Source organism: Bradyrhizobium sp. AZCC 1610 (assembly GCF_036924515.1).
GTDB lineage: Bacteria > Pseudomonadota > Alphaproteobacteria > Rhizobiales > Xanthobacteraceae > Bradyrhizobium.
This window is the reverse complement of the sequence record NZ_JAZHRR010000001.1, coordinates 1553547-1571030: the sequence shown is the minus strand read 5'-3', so window position 1 is coordinate 1571030 and position 17484 is coordinate 1553547. Positions and strand designations below refer to the sequence as shown.

The following is a 17484-nucleotide window of genomic DNA, read 5'->3' as shown; positions in this document are numbered from 1 at the left end:
ATCGGGCCGACGCAGTGGATTTGGAGGACGAGTTGCGACTTCTCAGTATGCTGGCCGGCGCGTGTCTTTTGCTGTTTCCGGCCGCCCTTCAGGCCCAGACCGTCTGGGACATGCCAACGGAATATCCGCAAAACGCGATGCCGGGCGTTGGCCTGACGGCCTTCACAAAACACGTCGCCGAATCCAGCGCAGGCAAACTCGAGATCAGGCCGAGCTTCGATGCCAAGGCCGGCATCAAATCGGCCGGCATGCTCGCCGCGATTGCGGAAGGCCGGGTGCAGGCCGGCGATGCCTTCGCCGGCGCGCTTGAGGCCGAAGACCCGATCTTTGCGCTACCCTCGCTACCATTTCTAGTGACGTCGACCGCCGACGCCAAACGCCTTGCCGACATCGCGCGGCCGCATCTTGCGGCGGCGCTGCAGAAGAAAGGCCTGCGGCTGCTTTATCTGACGCCTTGGCCGCCTTCAGGCATTTGGTCGAAGACGCCACTGACGTCACCACCCGACCTCGCCGGGCTTTCCATTCGCACCTATGACAGGACCTCAACCGAGGTATTCCTAAGCGTCGGCGCCAAGTCCGCATCGATCAGTTTCGCGGACACGATGCCGAAACTGGTCGACGGCAGCATCAACGCGGTGTTGTCGTCGGGAGACGGCGGTGCCGGCCGCAAGCTTTGGGAGCATCTGCCCTGTTTCAGTGAAATCACCTATTCGCTGCCGCTTTCGATCGCGAGCGTCAATCAGGCGGCCTATGACGGTTTGAGCCCGGACACGCGAGCCGCGGTCGATGCCGCCGGCCGTCAAACCGAGAGCGAATTGTGGCTCGCTCTGTCGACCCGGTTGGAGGAGAACTATCAACGCATGCGCCAGAACGGCGTCACGATCGATTCAAATCCCGAGCCGTTGATCGTTGAAGCGCTGCGAACGGGAGCGGCGGCAGCGCAGCGTGCCTGGTGCACCCGGTCGGGGCCCGTCTGCGCCGAGATTCTCGAGGCCTTCAGGGCCGGCAAACCATAGCGGCCTGGACGGGCACGCCGGTGGCGCTGATGCTCGGCGCCGGGTTTGCCGCGCTTGGAAGCCTGATGAGTTTCCTGCGCCGGGCAGTGGGCGCAGAACGGACATGACTGGCATGCCGAACCCGCAATGCCCGCAACACCGGCGGATCAAATTTCTTCCGGCTCGTAAGCACGCTTTTTCTTGATTTGAACTATTCCAAGTTGCAGGCCATCTTCCCGCGCGCAGCTCACTCGGTGGATTGAGCTAACAGGGGATACGCGATGGCAAACCTCACAATTAACGGCAAATCAATCAACGTGGACGTCGAAGAAGACACGCCGCTTCTTTGGGCAATCCGGGAGAACGTCGGACTGACCGGCACCAAATACGGATGCGGCATTGCACAATGCGGCGCCTGCACCGTTCATGTCGACGGGGTCGCGATGCGCTCCTGCGGAGTAACGGTCAGCGAGGCCGTCGGCAAGCAGATTACCACGATCGAAGGTCTCGCCAGCAACGGCGCCCTGCACAAGGTGCAGCAGGCCTGGGTGGCCAATGACGTGCCGCAATGCGGTTACTGCCAGGCCGGCATGATCATGGCGGTCGCAGCGCTTCTCAAGGAGAAGCCGAAGCCGACCGACCAGGACATCAACGAGGCCATCACCAATATCTGCCGATGCGGGACCTTCCAGCAGGTCCGCGAGGCGATCCACGCCGCCGCGAACGCTTGAGGGGAACGCCATGAACAAGCACGTCATGTCCAATTCAAATCTCAAGCTCAACCGTCGCGCTTTCGTGATCGGCACCGCTGCCGCCGGCGCTGGTCTCGCGATCGGCCTCGATATTCCCTTCGGCGGACCGACTGTCGTCCGCGCCGCCGATGGCTCGCCTGAAGTCAATGTCTGGGTGGTGATCCGCCCCGACGACACGACCGTCATTCGCATTGCCCGGTCGGAGATGGGCCAAGGCACCCTCACCGGCCTCGCCCAGCTCGTCGCCGAAGAACTCGAATGCGACTGGTCGAAGGTCGTCACCGAATATCCGACGCCGGGTCAAAGTGTCGCACGCAAGCGCGCCTGGGGCGATTTCTCGACCGGCGGCAGCCGCGGCATCCGCTCCAGCCAGGAATACGTCCGCAAGGGCGGCGCCACCGCGCGGGTGATGCTGATCCAGGCGGCCGCCAACCAGTGGAAGGTGCCGGCCTCGGAATGCACCGCGGCCAACAGCGTCATCACCCATACGCCATCGGGCAGGACCACGACTTACGGCAAGGTGGTTGAAGCCGCGGCGAAGCTCGAACCGCCGGCCGACGTGAAGCTGAAGGATCCCAAGGACTGGAAGATCGCCGGCAAGGGCGTGAAGCGGCTCGATACGGTGGATAAGACCACCGGCGCCATGATCTATGGCTCCGACGTCAAGCTGCCCGGCATGCTCAACGCCGCGATCAAGGATTGTCCGGTCTTCGGCAGCAAGCTGAAGAGCTATGACGAGGCCCAGATCGCCGGCATGAAAGGCGTCAAGAAGGTGGTGAAGGTCGGTGACAGCGCGGTCGCCGTCGTCGCCGATACCTGGTGGCACGCCAAGACCGCGCTCGATGCGCTACCGATCGTCTGGGACGAAGGCGAGAACGCCAAGGTCTCCAGCGAATCCATCGCAAAGTGGCTGGCCGAAGGCCTCGACAATGCACAGCCGGCCTACATCGGCAACCAGAACGGCGACGCAAAGGCCGCGATTGCCGGCGCCGTCAAGAAGGTCGAGGCGGTCTACAACTATCCCTACCAGAACCACGCGACCATGGAGCCGATGAACGCCACGGCGCTCTATACGCCTGATAAATGCGAGGTCTGGTGCGGCACGCAGAACGGCGAAGCGGCGTTCGCCGCCACCACGGAAGCCTCAGGTTTGCCGGCCGAAAAATGCGAGGTACACAAGCTCATCCTCGGCGGTGGCTTCGGCCGTCGCGGCATGACCGACTACGTCAGGCAGGCGGTTCTCATCGCCAAGCAGATGCCCGGCACGCCGGTCAAGCTGCTGTGGTCGCGCGAAGAGGACATGGCGCAAGGCAAGTTTCATCCGGTTACACAATGCAAGATGACCGGGGCCTTCGATGCCGACAACAATCTTACGGCGCTGCACGTCAGGTTGTCCGGCCAATCGATCCTGTACACGGTGCGTCCGGCGGCGTTGGTGAACGGCATGGATACGGCTGCGTTCCAGGGCCTCAGTCCTTCCGGCGACGCGGCGATCGGCTACTCCGTGCCGAACCTGCTGGTCGAGCATTCCATGCGCAACCCGCACGTTCCGCCCGGCTTCTGGCGCGGCGTGAACGTGAACCAGAACGCGATCTACATGGAATGCTTCATGGATGAGCTGGCGCAGTCGGTGGGCCAGGATCCGGTGGAATTCCGCCGCAAGCTGATGAGCAAGCACCCGAAGCATCTCGCCGTGCTCAACGCCGTGGCCGAGAAAATCGGCTGGGGCAAGCCCGCGTCGCAAGGCGTCTATCGCGGGATTGCGCAGGTGATGGGCTATGGCAGCTATGTCGCGGGCGCCGCCGAAATCTCCGTCGCCGAGGGCAGCAAGATCAAGGTGCACCGCATCGTCGCCTCGACCGATCCCGGCTACATCGTCAACCCGGCGCAGGTCGAGCGACAGATCGCGGGCTCCTTCGTCTACGGCCTGTCCGCGCTGTTTTACGGCGGCTGCACGGTGAAGGACGGCAAGATAGAGCAGACCAACTTCGACACCTATAACTCGATGCGCATCGCGGAGATGCCGAAGGTAGAATGCGTGATGGTGCCGAGCGGTGGCTTCTGGGGCGGCGTCGGCGAGCCGACCATCGGGGTCGCCGCGCCCGCGGTGCTCAACGCCTACTTCGCGGCAACCGGCAAGCGCATCCGTTCGGTGCCGCTGAAGGACCAGAACATCACGTTTGCCTGACAATAGCGGACGGCGGCCCCACCCCCGGGGCCGCCGTTTCTCCATCGAGAGATTGCTGATGAAAGCGTTGCGTGCCGCCATCGCAGCTGCCACGGTCGCGGCGTGGTATCAGCCGTTGCTTGCGGCTTCCGATCCCCCGCCCGGCGCGGCATCCTGCTCCGGCTGCCATTCCTCGGGAGCAACCGCCTCGTCGATTTCGCGGCTGTACGGCCGCGACGCTGGCGACATCGTGAAGGCCATGGCCGGATTTCGCGACGGCTCGCTTCCCGCCACGGTCATGAACCGCATCGCCAAAGGTTTCACCGACGACGAGTCGCGCGCGATTGCGGCGTGGCTCGCGGCACAGAAATAAGGGGCCGGCATGGGTAACAGCCATCGCATGAGCCGCCGGGAGTTCTGCCGCGTCGGCGCGGTCGCCACAGTGACGGCCGTGACGTTTCCGCTACCCGCGTTCGCGCAATCGGCGGCACGTGTGGTCGTGATCGGCGGCGGCTTCGGCGGCGCGAGCTGTGCGCGGGCGCTGAAACAGATCGAGCAGAAATTGCAGGTCACGCTGGTCGAGCCGAACCGGACCTTCATCGCCTGCCCGTTCAGCAACAATGTCATCGCCGGACTGCGCTCGATCGAGGAGCAGCAATTCAGCTACGACAAGATCGCTGCCAGCGGCGTGACGGTGGTGGCGCAGGCGGCAACGGCCGTCGATGCGACGGCGCGGACCATCGGCCTCGCCGACGGCACCTCGCTCGCCTATGACCGGCTGGTGCTGTCACCCGGCGTCGATCTGCGTTTCGATGCGCTACAGGGTTATGACGAAGCCGCCGCCGCGAAGATGCCGCATGCCTGGAAAGCCGGCGAACAAACGCTGCTGCTGCGCAAACAACTCGAGGCCATGGACGACGGTGGTCTGGTGGTGATCGCTGCCCCCGCCAATCCCTTCCGCTGCCCGCCGGGACCTTATGAACGCGCCTGCCTGATTGCGTATTACCTGAAAACCAAAAAGCCGCGCTCCAAGCTGCTCATCCTCGACGCCAAGGACACCTTCTCCAAGCAGCGTCTGTTCCAGAACGCGTGGAAGGAGCTCTATCCGGGAATGGTCGAATGGGTGTCGCTGTCGCAGGGCGGCAAGGTGAACGCCGTTGATGCAGCGACCAATACCCTGATCACCGATTTCGGCAACCACACCGCCCAGGTAGCCAACGTTATTCCGCCGCAGCGGGCCGGCCGCATCGCCACGATCGCAGGCGCGACCGACAGTACCGGCTGGTGCGCGATCGATCCCGTTACCTTCGAGTCCAAATCAGCACCGAACATCCATGTCATCGGTGACGCCTGTCTTGCCGGCGGCATGCCAAAATCGGCATTCTCGGCCAATGCGCAGGCCAAGACTTGCGCGCGCGCGATTGCCGCGCTGCTATCAGGCGGATCGCCTGCCGCGCCGAAACTGATCAACACCTGCTACAGCCTGGCGGCGCCTGACTATGGCATCTCGATTGCCGGCGTATACCAACCGAAGAACGGATTGCTGGCCGACGTCGAAGGCGCCGGCGGCGTCAGCCCGCTGGAGGCGCCGCGCGATGTCCGCGCGCGCGAGGCCGACTATGCGCAATCCTGGTTCGCGACCATTACGGCGGAAGTCTTTGGCTAGATTCGGATTTCGCATGTCGGTGCCGATCCTTGCCGGAGCGCTCCTTGCCCTGCCCGGCGGCGGCGCCGCGCAGGAACCTGGCAGCTATTCCGTCGTAGGCGACGCCATTCCGGAGCCGCTCACGAATGCGCGAGGCGATGCAGCGCGCGGGCGCGCCCTCGTCGTCGAACGTTCCAGCACTTGCATCCTCTGCCACAGCGGCCCATTTCCCGAACAGAAATTCCAGGGCGATCTGGCCCCCAGCCTTGCCGGTTCCGGCAGCCGCTGGTCGGAGGGTCAGCTCAGGCTTCGGCTGGTGGACGCCTCCCGCCTCAATGCCGCGACCATCATGCCGTCCTACTACCGCGTGGGCGGCCTCAATCGCGTCGGGACGTTGTGGCGCGGCAAGCCGATCCTGTCGGCCGAACAGATCGAGGATATCGTGGCTTATCTCGTAAGCTTGCGCGAATAGGAAGGTACGATGCAGCAACCACCAAAAAAATCATCACGCCGCCGGTTCCTCGGCCTCGCCGGCGGCGCGGCCGTGATCGGCGCGCTCCCGGTCGTGATTGTGCGTCCTGCGGAGGCGACGCCCGCCATGCTTGCGTCGGCGATCCAGAATGTCACCGGCGGAGCGACGGTGCGCACCGGCAAGGTCAAGCTCGACATCCCGCCGCTGGTGGAGAACGGCAACACGGTGCCGATGACGGTCAGCGTCGCCCACCCGATGGCGGAGGAGGATCACGTCCGGAGCATTCACGTCTTCAACGAAAAGAATCCGCAGCCCAACATCGCCAATTTCCAGCTCGGCCCGCATAACGGCCGCGCGCAGGTTTCGACCCGCATCCGTCTCGCCGACAGCCAGAAGATCGTCGCGATCGCAAAGCTCTCGGACGGATCGTTCTGGTCGGCCAGCGTCGATGTCGTGGTGACACTCGCAGCCTGCACCGAGGAGGTAATCTGATGGCTTCCGCGCTTATCAACGTTCCGGCGAAAGCCAAACGCGGCGACATTATCGAGATCAAGACGCTGATGTCGCACATCATGGAAACCGGCTATCGCCATACGGCTGCAGGCGAAGTTGTTCCGCGCAACATCATCACGAGCTTGACATGCCGCTTCAACGGCAACGAGATCTTCCGCACCGATCTGTTTCCGGCGATCGCCGCCAACCCCTTCATCACGTTCTTCGCCACTGCGACCGAGAGCGGCAAGTTCGAGTTCGAATGGATCGGTGACAAGGGCTTTTCCGAAACCGCGTCCGCCTCGATCACGGTCGAATGAGGCCCATTGGCGCCATAGCCGTCGCCCTGTTGACCGCAAGCGCGGTTTGCGCCGCCGAAATCCCCCAAGCCGACCGCCGCTCCGGCTACACTTTTATGAAGGCCGACACCAAGGCGATGCAGGACGAGGATACCGCCAATCCAGGCATGCTCTGGGTGCTCGACGGCGAATCGCAATGGAAGCGCAAGCTAGGTGCCTCCAACAAGGCCTGCGCCGATTGCCACGGCGATGCGCGCACCAGCATGAAAGGGATAGCCGCCCGCTACCCCGCCTTCGACAAGGCAACCGGCCGTCCGATCGATCTGGAGCAGCGCATCAATTCATGCCGCACCAGCCAGCAGCAGGCGACGCCGCTGCCCTTCGAGAGCCGCGAACTGCTGGCGCTCACGGCCTTCATCGCAAGGCAGTCGCAAGGCGTGCCGATCGAAACCGGCGCCGACCCGCAGCTCGCGCCGTTCATCGCCAAAGGGCGCGAGCTCTACATGCAACGGCAGGGACAGCTCAATCTCGGCTGCGCCAATTGCCACGATGATAACTGGGACAAGCGGCTCGCTGGCGCCGCGGTCACGCAGGGACACCCGACCGGCTACCCGCTCTACCGGCTGGAATGGCAGTCGCTGGGATCGCTGCAGCGGCGCCTGCGCGCCTGCATCACCGGCATCCGCGCGCAGGCCTATGATTACGGCGCGCCGGAACTGGTCGAACTCGAATTGTATCTGATGTCGCGGGCGCGGGGCATGCCGATCGAAGCGCCGGGGGTGCGGCCGTAACTTCGCAAGCGGTTAGCGCTTACCGCTCCGCGAACGCCTTCTCGACCACGAACTGCGCCGCCTCGCCGTGATTGCCTTCGACGAAGCCTTTGCCCGTCAACAGCGCACGCGTGTCCGTCACCAGTGCGGGGCTGCCGCAGATCATGACGCGGTCGTGGGCGGGGTCGAGCGAGGCCAGCCCGATATCAGCGAATAGTTTGCCAGAGTTGATCAGGTCGGTGATACGGCCGCGGTTGCGGAACGGATCGCGCGTCACGGTGGGGTAGTAGATCAACTGGTTGCGGACATATTCGCCGATCAGTTCGTCGTTCGGCAGCTTTTCGGTGATCATCTCGCCATAGGCGAGCTCGGCGACGCGGCGGCAGCCGTGCAGCAGCACCACCTTCTCGAACCGCTCATAGGTCTCGGGATCCTTGATCACGCTCAGGAACGGGGCCAAGCCCGTGCCGGTGCCGATCAGATAGAGGTTGCGGCCGTCTTCGAGGTTGTCGATGACCAGCGTTCCGGTCGCCTTGCGGCTGACGATGATCTCATCGCCCTGCTTCAAGTGCTGGAGGCGTGAGGTCAGCGGCCCGTCCGGCACCTTAATCGAGAAGAATTCGAGCCGGTCCTCATAATTGGCGCTGGCGACCGAGTAGGCGCGGAGCAGCGGCTTCTCGCCGACCTTCAGCCCGATCATGGTGAACTCGCCGTTGCGGAAACGGAACGAGGGATCGCGCGTGGTGGTGAAGCTGAACAGCGTGTCGGTCCAGTGATGGACGCTCAAGACGCTTTCCTGGTTGAAGTTGCTCATCGCACCATTCCCTGACCGGCAAGCCGGATTGACCAGTTCAATCATTCGTATACGATCATTCGTATACAAATGAATAATCCAGCTTGATCCGATCGTCAAGCCGGGCAGAATGTGCGGCGAAGGCATTGAACCAAAAGGAAAAACCATGGCCCACGATGCACCCCAGGCGACCGGTCCCAGCAAGCTGGTGATCCGCAATATCGGGCTGCTGCTGTCGGGGGCGCTGGAGAAGCCGATCCTGGACGGCGATACGATCGTAGCCGAGAACGGCAAGATCACAGCGATCGGACGATTCAAGGACGTCAACACCGAGGGCGCCACCACCGTTGTCGATGCCAACGGCACCACGGTCGCCCCTGGCCTGATCGACAGCCACGTCCATCCCGTCGCCGGCGACTGGACGCCGCGGCAGAACCAGACCAACTGGATCGACAGCTATCTCCACGGCGGCGTCACCACCATGATCTCCGCAGGCGAAGTTCACATGCCCGGCCGACCCCGCGACGTCGTCGGCCTGAAGGCGATGGCGATCTTCGCGCAACGCGCATTCTGGACGCTGCGTCCGGGCGGGGTGAAGGTGCATGCCGGCGCACCCGTGATCGAATGCGAAATGGTCGAGGACGATTTCAAGGAAGTTGGCCGCGGCCGGCGTCAAGCTGCTCGGCGAAGTCGGCCTCGGCGGCGTCAAGGACGGCCCTACCGCGCGCAAGATGGTCGGCTGGGCGCGCAAATACGGCATCCAGAGCACGATCCACACCGGCGGTCCTTCGATCCCCGGCTCCGGCCTGATCGACAAGGACGTGGTGCTGGAAGCCGACACCGACGTGATCGGTCACATCAATGGCGGCCACACCGCCCTGCCCGACGACCAGATCCGCTGTATCTGTGAAGGCTGCAAGCGCGGGCTGGAACTGGTGCACAACGGCAACGAGCGCTCGGCGCTGTTCACGCTGCGCATCGCGCGCGAAATGGGCGACCTCAACCGCGTCATCCTCGGCACCGACGCGCCGGCTGGCTCCGGCGTGCAGCCGCTCGGCATTTTACGCATGGTCTCGATGCTGTCCTCGCTGGGCGATCTGCCCACCGAACTCGCCTTCTGCCTGGCAACCGGCAACACCGCCCGCATGCGCGAGCTCGACTGCGGGCTAATTGAAGTCGGCCGCTCCGCCGATTTCGTGCTGATGGACAAGGCCCAGCACTCGCCCGGCAAGAACATTTTGGAAAGCGTGCAGCTCGGCGACCTTCCCGGCATCGGCATGACCATCATCGACGGCATCGTCCGCACCCAGCGCAGCCGCAACACGCCGCCGGCGGGGAAAGTGCCGGAGATCATCATCGGGCATTGATGAAGAACTCGCTGCCAATTGCCGGCGACGTTACCGGCGCGGTGGCCGGCTTTGTTGCCACGGTGCTGATCCTTGGGCTCGTCGATTTCAGGAACCGGGCCGACTGCTCGTTCGATGCGGTAAGCGTGCCACAGTACCCGATCGACGAAGATCCATACCGGTAGTTGGCGAGATCAGTCCGACCGCTATCGGTGACGGTTCCACGCATTGTGGCCGCTCGCTTGCTACATACCTGCAATATGCTACGCTATTGGTGCTGGATAGATTGTTTGCCTCACACTGTCATTTCACAGTCTTTGGAACAATCTGAACAATGGCTCAGATTCGTGACATCAAGGCAGGCCGAGTTGGCGCGCCGCCACGCGAACCGACGCCGCGCCGCCTTGCGGCCATCGTAGCAGGCGATATCTCCGGTTACAGCCGCCTGATGCAAATCGACGAAGAGGGCACGCACAACCGTGTCAAGCGTATCGAGCGCGATCTCATCGAACCCAGCATCATAGAACATCACGGCAGACTTGTTAAAACCACCGGCGACGGGTTCATTGCGATTTTCGACAGCCCTGTCGAAGCCGTCCGCTGCAGCATCGTGATTCAGCAAAATCTGGTGGGGCGCAATGCGGCACTGCCGAAGCATCATTGGATCGAGTATCGAATTGGCGTCAATCTCGGCGATGTCATCATCGAAACGGACGACGTTTACGGCGACGGCGTCAATATTGCCACGCGGCTTGAAGGCATAGCCCAGCCCGGCGAGGTCTATATCTCCGGCGGCATCTACGAACAGATAAAGCACAAGCTGGTTTGCGGATACGAATCGCTCGGTGATCGCCACGTCAAGAACATCACCGACCCGGTGCGGGTCTATCGTGTGCTTTCCGATCCGGCTGCGCTTCTGCACAGCCGGAAGCGGCGCGAAGGCATTCTGGTCTCCTTGCTGATCCTTGCGCTGCTGCTCATTGCGGGCGGCGCTCTCTGGACGCTCTTGCCAACCGGCAAGCTGCTAAATCTGGTTTCGGCTCCCGTTTCGCCTCCGGCAGAAGTGCAGAAGGCGCCCTCCGCAAAGCCACCAGCGCCCGCCCAGCCTACGGTGGCCCCAACTCAACAACAGGCGGCGCCTCAGCCCGAGCCGTCTCCAGCTTCCAAACAGGCTGCGCCGCTACCGCCGTCCGCGTCACCCGCCGCACCTGCTGGTCAACCAACCACGCAGGGCGCCGCGTCGATTCGAGAGCCCGAGATGGTCTCGCTTCGGGGTGGCAGCTTTGCCATGGGCAGCAACGAAGACGTTTCGGAAAAACCAGTCCGTCAGGTAACGGTCAAGCCGTTTGCGATGGCGAAATTTCCTGTCTCCGTGCGCGAATGGAATGCATGCGCTGCCGCAAAGGCCTGCGGATTTACCGCGAGCGGAAAGGACGATGCGCCTGTTACAAACGTAAGCTGGAGCGACGCCAAGCAATATGCTGCGTGGCTCGCGGAAACTACCCGCAAGCCGTATCGGCTGCCGAGCGAAGCTGAATGGGAATATGCGGCGCGCGGCGGCATGCAGACCCGGTACTGGTGGGGCGATCAATTTCAGCCCGGCATGGTCAATTGCAAGAACTGCAGTGACATTCCAGCCATCGATCAGCCGGTGAAGGTCGGCAGCCTGAAGCCAAATCCCTTTGGGCTATTCGATATGGGCGGCGGCGTTGACCAATGGGTGGAAGACTGCTGGCACAGAAATTATCAAGGCGCGCCGGCGGACGGGTCAGCGTGGGTCGAGAATGCATGTTCCTCGCATGTCATCCGTTCCGGCTCCTGGAGGAAAGACTCAGACTATGCCCGGACGTCAAGCCGCGGCAGCTATGACACCAACGTGCGATATCCCACCCACGGGTTCCGCGTCGCACTTTCCCCCTAGGGAGCGTTGAGAGACAGTCATGAAGTTTATGCAGTGGATCGCTCTGTCAGCAGCGCTCACTTGCCTGCCGTTCGCCGCGTATGCTCAAGGAAAGCCCGCCCCGAAGGATGCCCTTCTCTATTTCGTGTGGCCGCAGAACGGCGCCGTCATCAAAGGTGGGTTTTGGTGCCGGTTTGGTCTGCGCAACATGGGCGTAACCCACGCGGGCGACAACTACCCGAACAGCGGCCATCATCATCTTCTGATCGATGTGAATGAGCCGCTCAATCCGAACGAAGAGATCCCGCAGGACAAATCACATCTTCATTTTGGGGCGGGTCAAACCGAAGCCCGGATCGAACTTCCACCCGGCAAGCACACGCTTCAGCTCGTGCTGGGAGACGCCGGCCACTATCCGTTCAACCCTCCAGTGGTCTCGCAGAAAATTACCATCACGGTCAAATAGAGCGGAACTCTCTCCGTCGACTTGAATCCTTGCGCTTCGAATTACCTGTTTTGCGTGATCGGCTGATTGGTCGTCCAGTCGAAGGTACCCTGGTCGCGTTCGTCGACGGCGTGTTTCCACCCCATCTCCTCCGACCGCCGCTTGAAGTTCAGCCCCTCGGGGGAATGCCGGGTAATGCCGTCGAACACGGTGGCGATCATCTGCGTGCCCATCAGACCCATATTGTAGAGCGCCTGGTTGACCATCAGCTTCTGCATCATGAGCTGGTTCTGCGGCACCGTCGCAATCCGGTGCGCGAGCGCGTCGACCTCGTCGTCGAGCCTGTCGGCCGGAACGGCTTTCAGCACGAGGCCCAGCGCCGCCGCCTCAACCCCGGTGATCTTGTCGCCGGTGAACAGCATGCGTTTGGCCTTTTCGGCGCCGAGCCGATAGACCCACATCGCCGTGGTCGGACAGCCCCAGACCCGAACCGGTGGATAGCCGATGCGCGCATCTTCCGCCATCACGATCATGTCCGAACAAAGCGCGATGTCGGACCCGCCGGCAACCGCAAATCCATGAACCTTGCAGATCACAGGCCGCTTCGAACGAAACAGGCTCATGAACTTGTTGGTATTGTCGGACATGCCGGCATAATCCTTCATCGGATCCCACGGCATTTCCTGCGTATAGCGATTGGCTTTGTCGCCGGAGGCGTAAGCCGTCAGGTCGTATCCGGCGCAGAAGGCGCGGCCGGCGCCGGCAAGCACGATCACATGCGCGCCCGGATCATTGTCGGCACGCGCTACCGCGTCGGCGAGCGCGCCCGGCAGTTCGTCGTCGATCGCATTCATGACTTCCGGCCGGTTCAGGGTGATGCGGGCAATGCGACCGTCGCGCTCGTAGAGAACTTTGGCCATGTGTTGCTCCCTCGGAAAGCAGGATCAGATCTTGGCAAAATCGCCGTGGCGGCCCTTGCCGCTGGCAAAGCGGGCAGCGCCGCTGACGCCTTCCTTGAAGATGGCTTCAACGCCGTTGGTCCATTCCTGCCGCAACGCATCGCGGACCGGCAGCCCGTAGGTTTCCACCACGGAGCGGCGATCGGCCCGCACGGCCGCTTGCGGAAACCGCGCGATCTCCCGCGCCATCGCTTCCGCCGCGGCCCGCGCGCCCCCGCTCTCGACCACCTGCTCGCACATGCCGATGCGCAGCGCTTCGTTCGCTGGCACCTTGCGCCCCGTCAAAATGATTTCCATCGCGCGTCCCTGCCCGACCAATCGCGCCAGACGAACGCTGCCGCCGTCCAACAGCGGGATTCCCCAGCGCCGGCAATAGACGCCGAAATAGGCGCTCTCGGCCATCACGCGAATATCGCACCACAAGGCGAGCTCCATGCCACCGGCAACGGCCGGCCCCTCCACCGCGGCGATCACCGGCTTCGACAATTCCAGCCGCGTCGGCCCGAGCGGACCGCGCGGCGCGGCGTTGGCGCCGGTCGGGAACGCCAGGCCGTCGACGACGTGACGTTGGAAGGCATCGCGATCCCCGAGCGTGCTGGCGAATTTGAGATCCCAGCCGGCGCAGAACGCGCCGCCCTCGCCCCACAACACCGCGACGCTGGCGGAATCGTCGGCGTCGAATTCCCTGAAGGCCGCTGCCAGCGCTTCCGCGCTATCGGGATCCATCGCGTTGCGTGCTTCCGCAAACCGGCTGTGGACGACGGTCCAAACGGCGCCATGCTTTTCGATCCGGACCATCTCGCTTACTCCCTTACTGTTTTGATTTGCGTGCGGCCTTCACGTTCTTCGACACCGTCGAGGCAAGGCATTGCGCCAGCATCATGCGAAGCAGCGTCTGCGCGCTGGTTTGCAGAAAATCCAGCCGGCCCGCGATCTGCAACACGAGAGCCCCGATCATCTGGCTGGTCAGCAGCGCCACCCACGGCCGAACCTCTGAAGGCTTGAGGCCGCGCACCTCGGTCAGCGGCAAGGCGATGCGTTCCAGCACCTTCCATAGCGCCTGGTTGAGTTCCTCATCCGATGGTTTGCCGACGCCCAGCCGCTTGAGGCCGCGGAACGCATAGAGGCCCAGATTTATCTCGAAGCGGTGATCGAGGTAGTAGTTCAGGAAGGCGCCGCAGGCCGCCTCGACCTGCGCTTCCGGAGTCCGCGCAGCAGCCACGGCCTCTGCAACGTAGGCATCGAGCGCCGCCAGCGACTGTTTCAGCAGTTCGGCATAGATCGCCTCCTTGCTGTCGAACAGCGGATAGATCGCGCCCGTCGTGCAGCCGGCGCGAACCGCGATGCCGCGCATGGTGGCGCCTTCCAGCCCCTGTTCGGCGAATTCATCGCGGGCGGCGCGCAGGAGAAGCTCGCGCTTCGCCCCCTTCACGACGTCCGACCAGTCCTTGGCAGCGGTTGCGGGCTTGTTCATAATAACAGTGTTATCAAATAGTTTTAGATGAAGTCAACAGTAACAATGGTTTTAGAGGTGCGCCCACCTGACGCCGCAGATCAAGCAACGCTCGATCGATTGCACGGGAAGGAGCGCGGACGACGCGGGCGTCGTCCTGCAAATGGTCGCAAGCGGAACGGCGATGATCGAAGCTGCGCCGACACGTTCGCCGCCGCCAGCCATACTGGCGATCAGCAGGATTCCGCACCCTTTGCGTCGCGCGGCGGACCGGTAGCACCATCGTTATTTTCGCCTGCCGCATTGCGGTGTATGGTCGATGGGCAAACCCCGGCTGGCGGCACTCTCAAAGAGGAACTCAACGCGCCCGGGTGATTTCTTGCTGCTGCATGCCGCTGAGCCGTGTTGCTGTACATCGAGGCAAACAGGGAGGCAGTACGATGAACATTCGGCCCGACCCCACGTTTCACGCTTCGCCAAAGCTTGCCATGGAAGCTCCGCCGGAGAGCTTCGCCTACACCGTGCTGCTCAGCCCGGACTCTTCAAAGCCGGACGCACTGGCTGTCATCGACGTCAAGCCGGACTCCCAGACCTACAGTCAGGTCGTTCACACCGTGACGATGCCGAACAAGGGCGATGAGTTTCACCATTTTGGCTGGAATGCCTGCTCGTCCGCGCTATCGCCGCTGACCGGACACGCCTTCCTCGAACGCCGCTATCTCATCATCCCCGGCATGCGGTCATCCCGCATCTACATCGTCGATACCAAGCCGGACCCCACCAAGGCCGCCATACACAAGATCATCGAACCCGAAGAAATCTTCAGGAAGACCGGATACTCGCGGCCGCACACCGTTCATTGCGGGCCGGAAGGCATTTACGTCTCTACGCTCGGCGGCGGCGGCAAGAACGGTACCGACGGACCGCCCGGCGTCTTTATCATGGACTGCGAGACCTTCGAGGTGCTCGGACGGTGGGAGATCGATCGCGGCCCCCAGACAATGCACTATGATTTCTGGTGGAACCTGCCACGCGATTACATGGTGACGAGCGAGTGGGGGTTGCCGCCGCAGTTCGAGAACGGAATCGTGCCGGAGGATCTGCTCTCGAACAAGTACGGTCACCATATTCACTTCTGGGATCTGCGGGCCCGGCGAAACGTGCAGACGATCGATCTCGGGGCCAATCATCAGATGGGGCTGGAAGTGCGTCCCGCGCATGATCCGGTTCGCGAGTACGGCTTTCTGGGCACCGTGGTCGACACCACAAACCTCGAAGGCTCGATCTGGACCTGGTGGCGCGAGGGCGGCAAGTTTCACGTCGAGAAGACGGCGACGATCCCACCGGAGGCGGCGCCGAAGGAGCAATTGCCGCCGCTGCTGCAGGGCTTTGGCGCAGTGCCGCCGCTGGTGACGGACATCGACCTGTCGATGGACGACAAATTCCTCTACGTTGCCTGCTGGGGCACCGGCGAGCTGCGTCAATACAATGTCAGCGAGCCGCGAAGGCCGAAGCTTGCCGGCTCGGTACGCATCGGCGGCATCACACGGCGCACGCCGCACCCGAACGGCAAGGCCTTTGGCGGCGGTCCGCAGATGGTCGAGATCAGCCGCGACGGCAAGCGGGTGTACTGGACCAATTCGCTGTATTCGACCTGGGACGACCAGTTCTATCCCGATGGTGTCCCCGGCGCCATGGTGATGGCCAATACGAAGCCGGACGGTGGCCTCGAGCTGGCACGAGACTACTGGGTCAATTTCCCCGACGGATACCGCGCGCACCAAGTCCGGCTCGACGGCGGCGACTGTTCGACGGATTCGTTCTGCTATCCGTCGGTCTGAATTTGAGCGGAGCCGACTGGACACCTGCCTGGCTTTGGCTGGCTGTCATCGCGAGCGGCCTCTATCACGGTGTCAACCCGGGCATGGGGTGGCCGCTCGCCGTTTCGGCTGGATTGATGGAGAAGAGCCCCCGCGCCCTAGCGGCCGCGCTTGGGCCGCTTACGGCCGGCCATCTGCTCGCGATGCTCCTCGTGATCCTTCCCTTCGCGCTATTGGTTGCCGTGGTCGAATGGCAACGCACGATACAGATCGGCGCAAGCCTCCTTGTCATCGCCTTCGGTCTTTACCGGCTTGCCAACCGGCGACACCCGAGAGTGCTGGCCCGGATATCGCCGGCGCAACTAGGGCTTTGGTCGTTCGCCGTGGCGCTCGCGCATGGCGCCGCGCTGATGCTGGTGCCGATCTATCTCGGGCTCTGCCGGGAAGCCGAACTTGACCAGGGTCACCAGGCCGCCGGCACGCTCATCAACGCCAATCTCGGCATGGCCGTGCTGGTCGCCACTGTCCACGCCGCCGCGATGGTTGCCGCCGGCGGATGCTGCGCGTGGCTCGCCTACCGCTATCTCGGCCTCAAATTCATATCGCAAAGCTGGTTCAACCTGGATACGACCTGGGCCGTCAGCCTCATTCTGGTGGGCGCGATCGCGCTGGTGCTCAACCTGAGCTGACGCGAAAGCCGGCCGGCCGTTCAACGCAACTTGTCGAGTAGCGCGATCAGTGTTTCGCGCTCCTTGGCATCCAGCGGCGCCAGCGTCTCGCGGCTGATCGCGAGCGCGTTCGGCGCGGCTTTCTCGGCCAGTTGCTGGCCGGCGCGCGTGAGGCTCACGAGCAGTCGGCGGCCGTCCTCGGGGTCCGGGCTGGTCTCGGTCAGCCCGCGCGCGGTGAGGCGGTCGATCACGCCCTTGATGGTCGCGACGTCCATCGCCGTCAGCCGTCCCAGCAGGTTCTGCGAGCACGGCCCGGTCTCGGTCAGTTTTGCAAGCGCCGCCCACTGCGTCGGCGTCAAATTGATACCGATCTCGCGGGCGAAGATCGTGGCGTGGCGCTGCCAGACCTGACGCAGGATGAAACCGATCTGCTCATCGAGGATGTAGGACGGCCGTGCGGGCTTGACCGCTCGTTTCGGCGAAACGCTCCTTCCCATTTTCCCGCCCC

The 17484-nt window shown here is 63.2% G+C and carries 19 protein-coding genes and 1 pseudogene; 15 read left to right on the top strand and 5 right to left on the bottom strand.

Features of this window, described 5'->3' with window-relative positions; genetic code table 11:
- The first annotated feature begins 32 nt into the window (after positions 1-32).
- The 9 genes from V1279_RS07660 (at position 33) to soxA (ending at position 7613) form a co-directional block, all read left to right on the top strand.
- Positions 33-1016, top strand: a complete 984-nt coding sequence (locus tag V1279_RS07660) for a TRAP transporter substrate-binding protein (RefSeq protein WP_334434016.1) — start codon at positions 33-35, stop codon at positions 1014-1016.
- A 260-nt stretch (positions 1017-1276) separates the two neighbouring features.
- On the top strand, positions 1277-1726 hold the full coding sequence (locus tag V1279_RS07655) for a (2Fe-2S)-binding protein (protein WP_334434014.1): 450 nt from the start codon (positions 1277-1279) through the stop codon (positions 1724-1726).
- A 10-nt stretch (positions 1727-1736) separates the two neighbouring features.
- The gene (locus tag V1279_RS07650) at positions 1737-3935 is read left to right on the top strand and encodes a xanthine dehydrogenase family protein molybdopterin-binding subunit (RefSeq protein ID WP_334434012.1); all 2199 of its coding nucleotides are present in this window, start codon (positions 1737-1739) and stop codon (positions 3933-3935) included.
- Between the two features lie 58 nt (positions 3936-3993).
- On the top strand, positions 3994-4287 hold the full coding sequence (locus V1279_RS07645) for a c-type cytochrome (RefSeq protein WP_334434010.1): 294 nt from the start codon (positions 3994-3996) through the stop codon (positions 4285-4287).
- A 9-nt stretch (positions 4288-4296) separates the two neighbouring features.
- Positions 4297-5580 carry an FCSD flavin-binding domain-containing protein gene (locus V1279_RS07640; protein WP_334434008.1) on the top strand — a complete coding sequence of 428 codons (1284 nt, stop codon included), beginning with the start codon at positions 4297-4299 and terminating at the stop codon, positions 5578-5580.
- 13 nt (positions 5581-5593) lie between these two features.
- Positions 5594-6031, top strand: coding sequence for a sulfur oxidation c-type cytochrome SoxX (soxX, locus tag V1279_RS07635; protein ID WP_334434006.1), 438 nt, complete (start codon positions 5594-5596; stop codon positions 6029-6031).
- A 9-nt stretch (positions 6032-6040) separates the two neighbouring features.
- Positions 6041-6523 carry a SoxY-related AACIE arm protein gene (locus V1279_RS07630; RefSeq protein WP_334434004.1) on the top strand — a complete coding sequence of 161 codons (483 nt, stop codon included), beginning with the start codon at positions 6041-6043 and terminating at the stop codon, positions 6521-6523.
- A complete protein-coding gene (gene soxZ / locus V1279_RS07625) occupies positions 6523-6843 on the top strand; it encodes a thiosulfate oxidation carrier complex protein SoxZ (RefSeq protein ID WP_334434002.1) in 321 nt (106 codons plus the stop codon). The genes V1279_RS07630 and soxZ overlap by 1 nt, the downstream gene beginning before the upstream one ends.
- Positions 6840-7613 carry a sulfur oxidation c-type cytochrome SoxA gene (gene soxA, locus V1279_RS07620; protein ID WP_334434000.1) on the top strand — a complete coding sequence of 258 codons (774 nt, stop codon included), beginning with the start codon at positions 6840-6842 and terminating at the stop codon, positions 7611-7613. The genes soxZ and soxA overlap by 4 nt, the downstream gene beginning before the upstream one ends.
- A 19-nt stretch (positions 7614-7632) precedes the next feature.
- Here the strand turns inward: soxA and V1279_RS07615 are convergent, their stop codons facing one another.
- Positions 7633-8406, bottom strand: coding sequence for a ferredoxin--NADP reductase (locus V1279_RS07615; protein WP_334433998.1), 774 nt, complete (start codon positions 8404-8406; stop codon positions 7633-7635).
- A 145-nt stretch (positions 8407-8551) separates the two neighbouring features.
- Here V1279_RS07615 and V1279_RS07610 point away from each other — a divergent pair.
- The 4 genes and pseudogenes from V1279_RS07610 (at position 8552) to V1279_RS07595 (ending at position 12097) form a co-directional block, all read left to right on the top strand.
- A pseudogene (locus tag V1279_RS07610) lies at positions 8552-9752 on the top strand (amidohydrolase family protein).
- Entirely contained in the window at positions 9752-9916 is a 165-nt protein-coding gene (locus V1279_RS07605) for a hypothetical protein (RefSeq protein WP_334433996.1), read from the top strand. The pseudogene V1279_RS07610 and the gene V1279_RS07605 overlap by 1 nt, the downstream one beginning before the upstream one ends.
- A gap of 149 nt (positions 9917-10065) precedes the next feature.
- Complete coding sequence (locus tag V1279_RS07600; protein WP_334433994.1) at positions 10066-11652, top strand: SUMF1/EgtB/PvdO family nonheme iron enzyme; 1587 nt, start codon at positions 10066-10068, stop codon at positions 11650-11652.
- A 19-nt stretch (positions 11653-11671) separates the two neighbouring features.
- Positions 11672-12097 (top strand): DUF4399 domain-containing protein, encoded by a 426-nt coding sequence (locus V1279_RS07595; protein ID WP_334433992.1) that lies wholly within the window; start codon positions 11672-11674, stop codon positions 12095-12097.
- 41 nt (positions 12098-12138) lie between these two features.
- On the opposite strand, the gene V1279_RS07590 is transcribed toward V1279_RS07595, so the two are convergent.
- From V1279_RS07590 to V1279_RS07580, 3 genes are read right to left on the bottom strand one after another with little or no spacing between them, the layout of a single operon-like run.
- Entirely contained in the window at positions 12139-12996 is an 858-nt protein-coding gene (locus tag V1279_RS07590) for a crotonase/enoyl-CoA hydratase family protein (protein ID WP_334433990.1), read from the bottom strand.
- Between the two features lie 24 nt (positions 12997-13020).
- Positions 13021-13833 carry a crotonase/enoyl-CoA hydratase family protein gene (locus V1279_RS07585; RefSeq protein ID WP_334433988.1) on the bottom strand — a complete coding sequence of 271 codons (813 nt, stop codon included), beginning with the start codon at positions 13831-13833 and terminating at the stop codon, positions 13021-13023.
- Positions 13834-13846: 13 nt separating this feature from the next.
- A complete protein-coding gene (locus V1279_RS07580) occupies positions 13847-14509 on the bottom strand; it encodes a TetR/AcrR family transcriptional regulator (protein ID WP_334433985.1) in 663 nt (220 codons plus the stop codon).
- Between the two features lie 419 nt (positions 14510-14928).
- On the opposite strand from V1279_RS07580, the gene V1279_RS07575 reads away from it, so the two are divergent.
- Both V1279_RS07575 and V1279_RS07570 read left to right on the top strand, forming a co-directional pair.
- Positions 14929-16329: a selenium-binding protein SBP56-related protein gene (locus V1279_RS07575; RefSeq protein WP_334433983.1), complete on the top strand. Its 1401-nt coding sequence runs from the start codon at positions 14929-14931 to the stop codon at positions 16327-16329.
- A 2-nt stretch (positions 16330-16331) separates the two neighbouring features.
- Positions 16332-16997, top strand: a complete 666-nt coding sequence (locus tag V1279_RS07570; protein ID WP_334433981.1) for a hypothetical protein — start codon at positions 16332-16334, stop codon at positions 16995-16997.
- Between the two features lie 20 nt (positions 16998-17017).
- Here the strand turns inward: V1279_RS07570 and V1279_RS07565 are convergent, their stop codons facing one another.
- Positions 17018-17473, bottom strand: a complete 456-nt coding sequence (locus tag V1279_RS07565; protein WP_334433979.1) for a MarR family winged helix-turn-helix transcriptional regulator — start codon at positions 17471-17473, stop codon at positions 17018-17020.
- Positions 17474-17484: the final 11 nt, after the last annotated feature.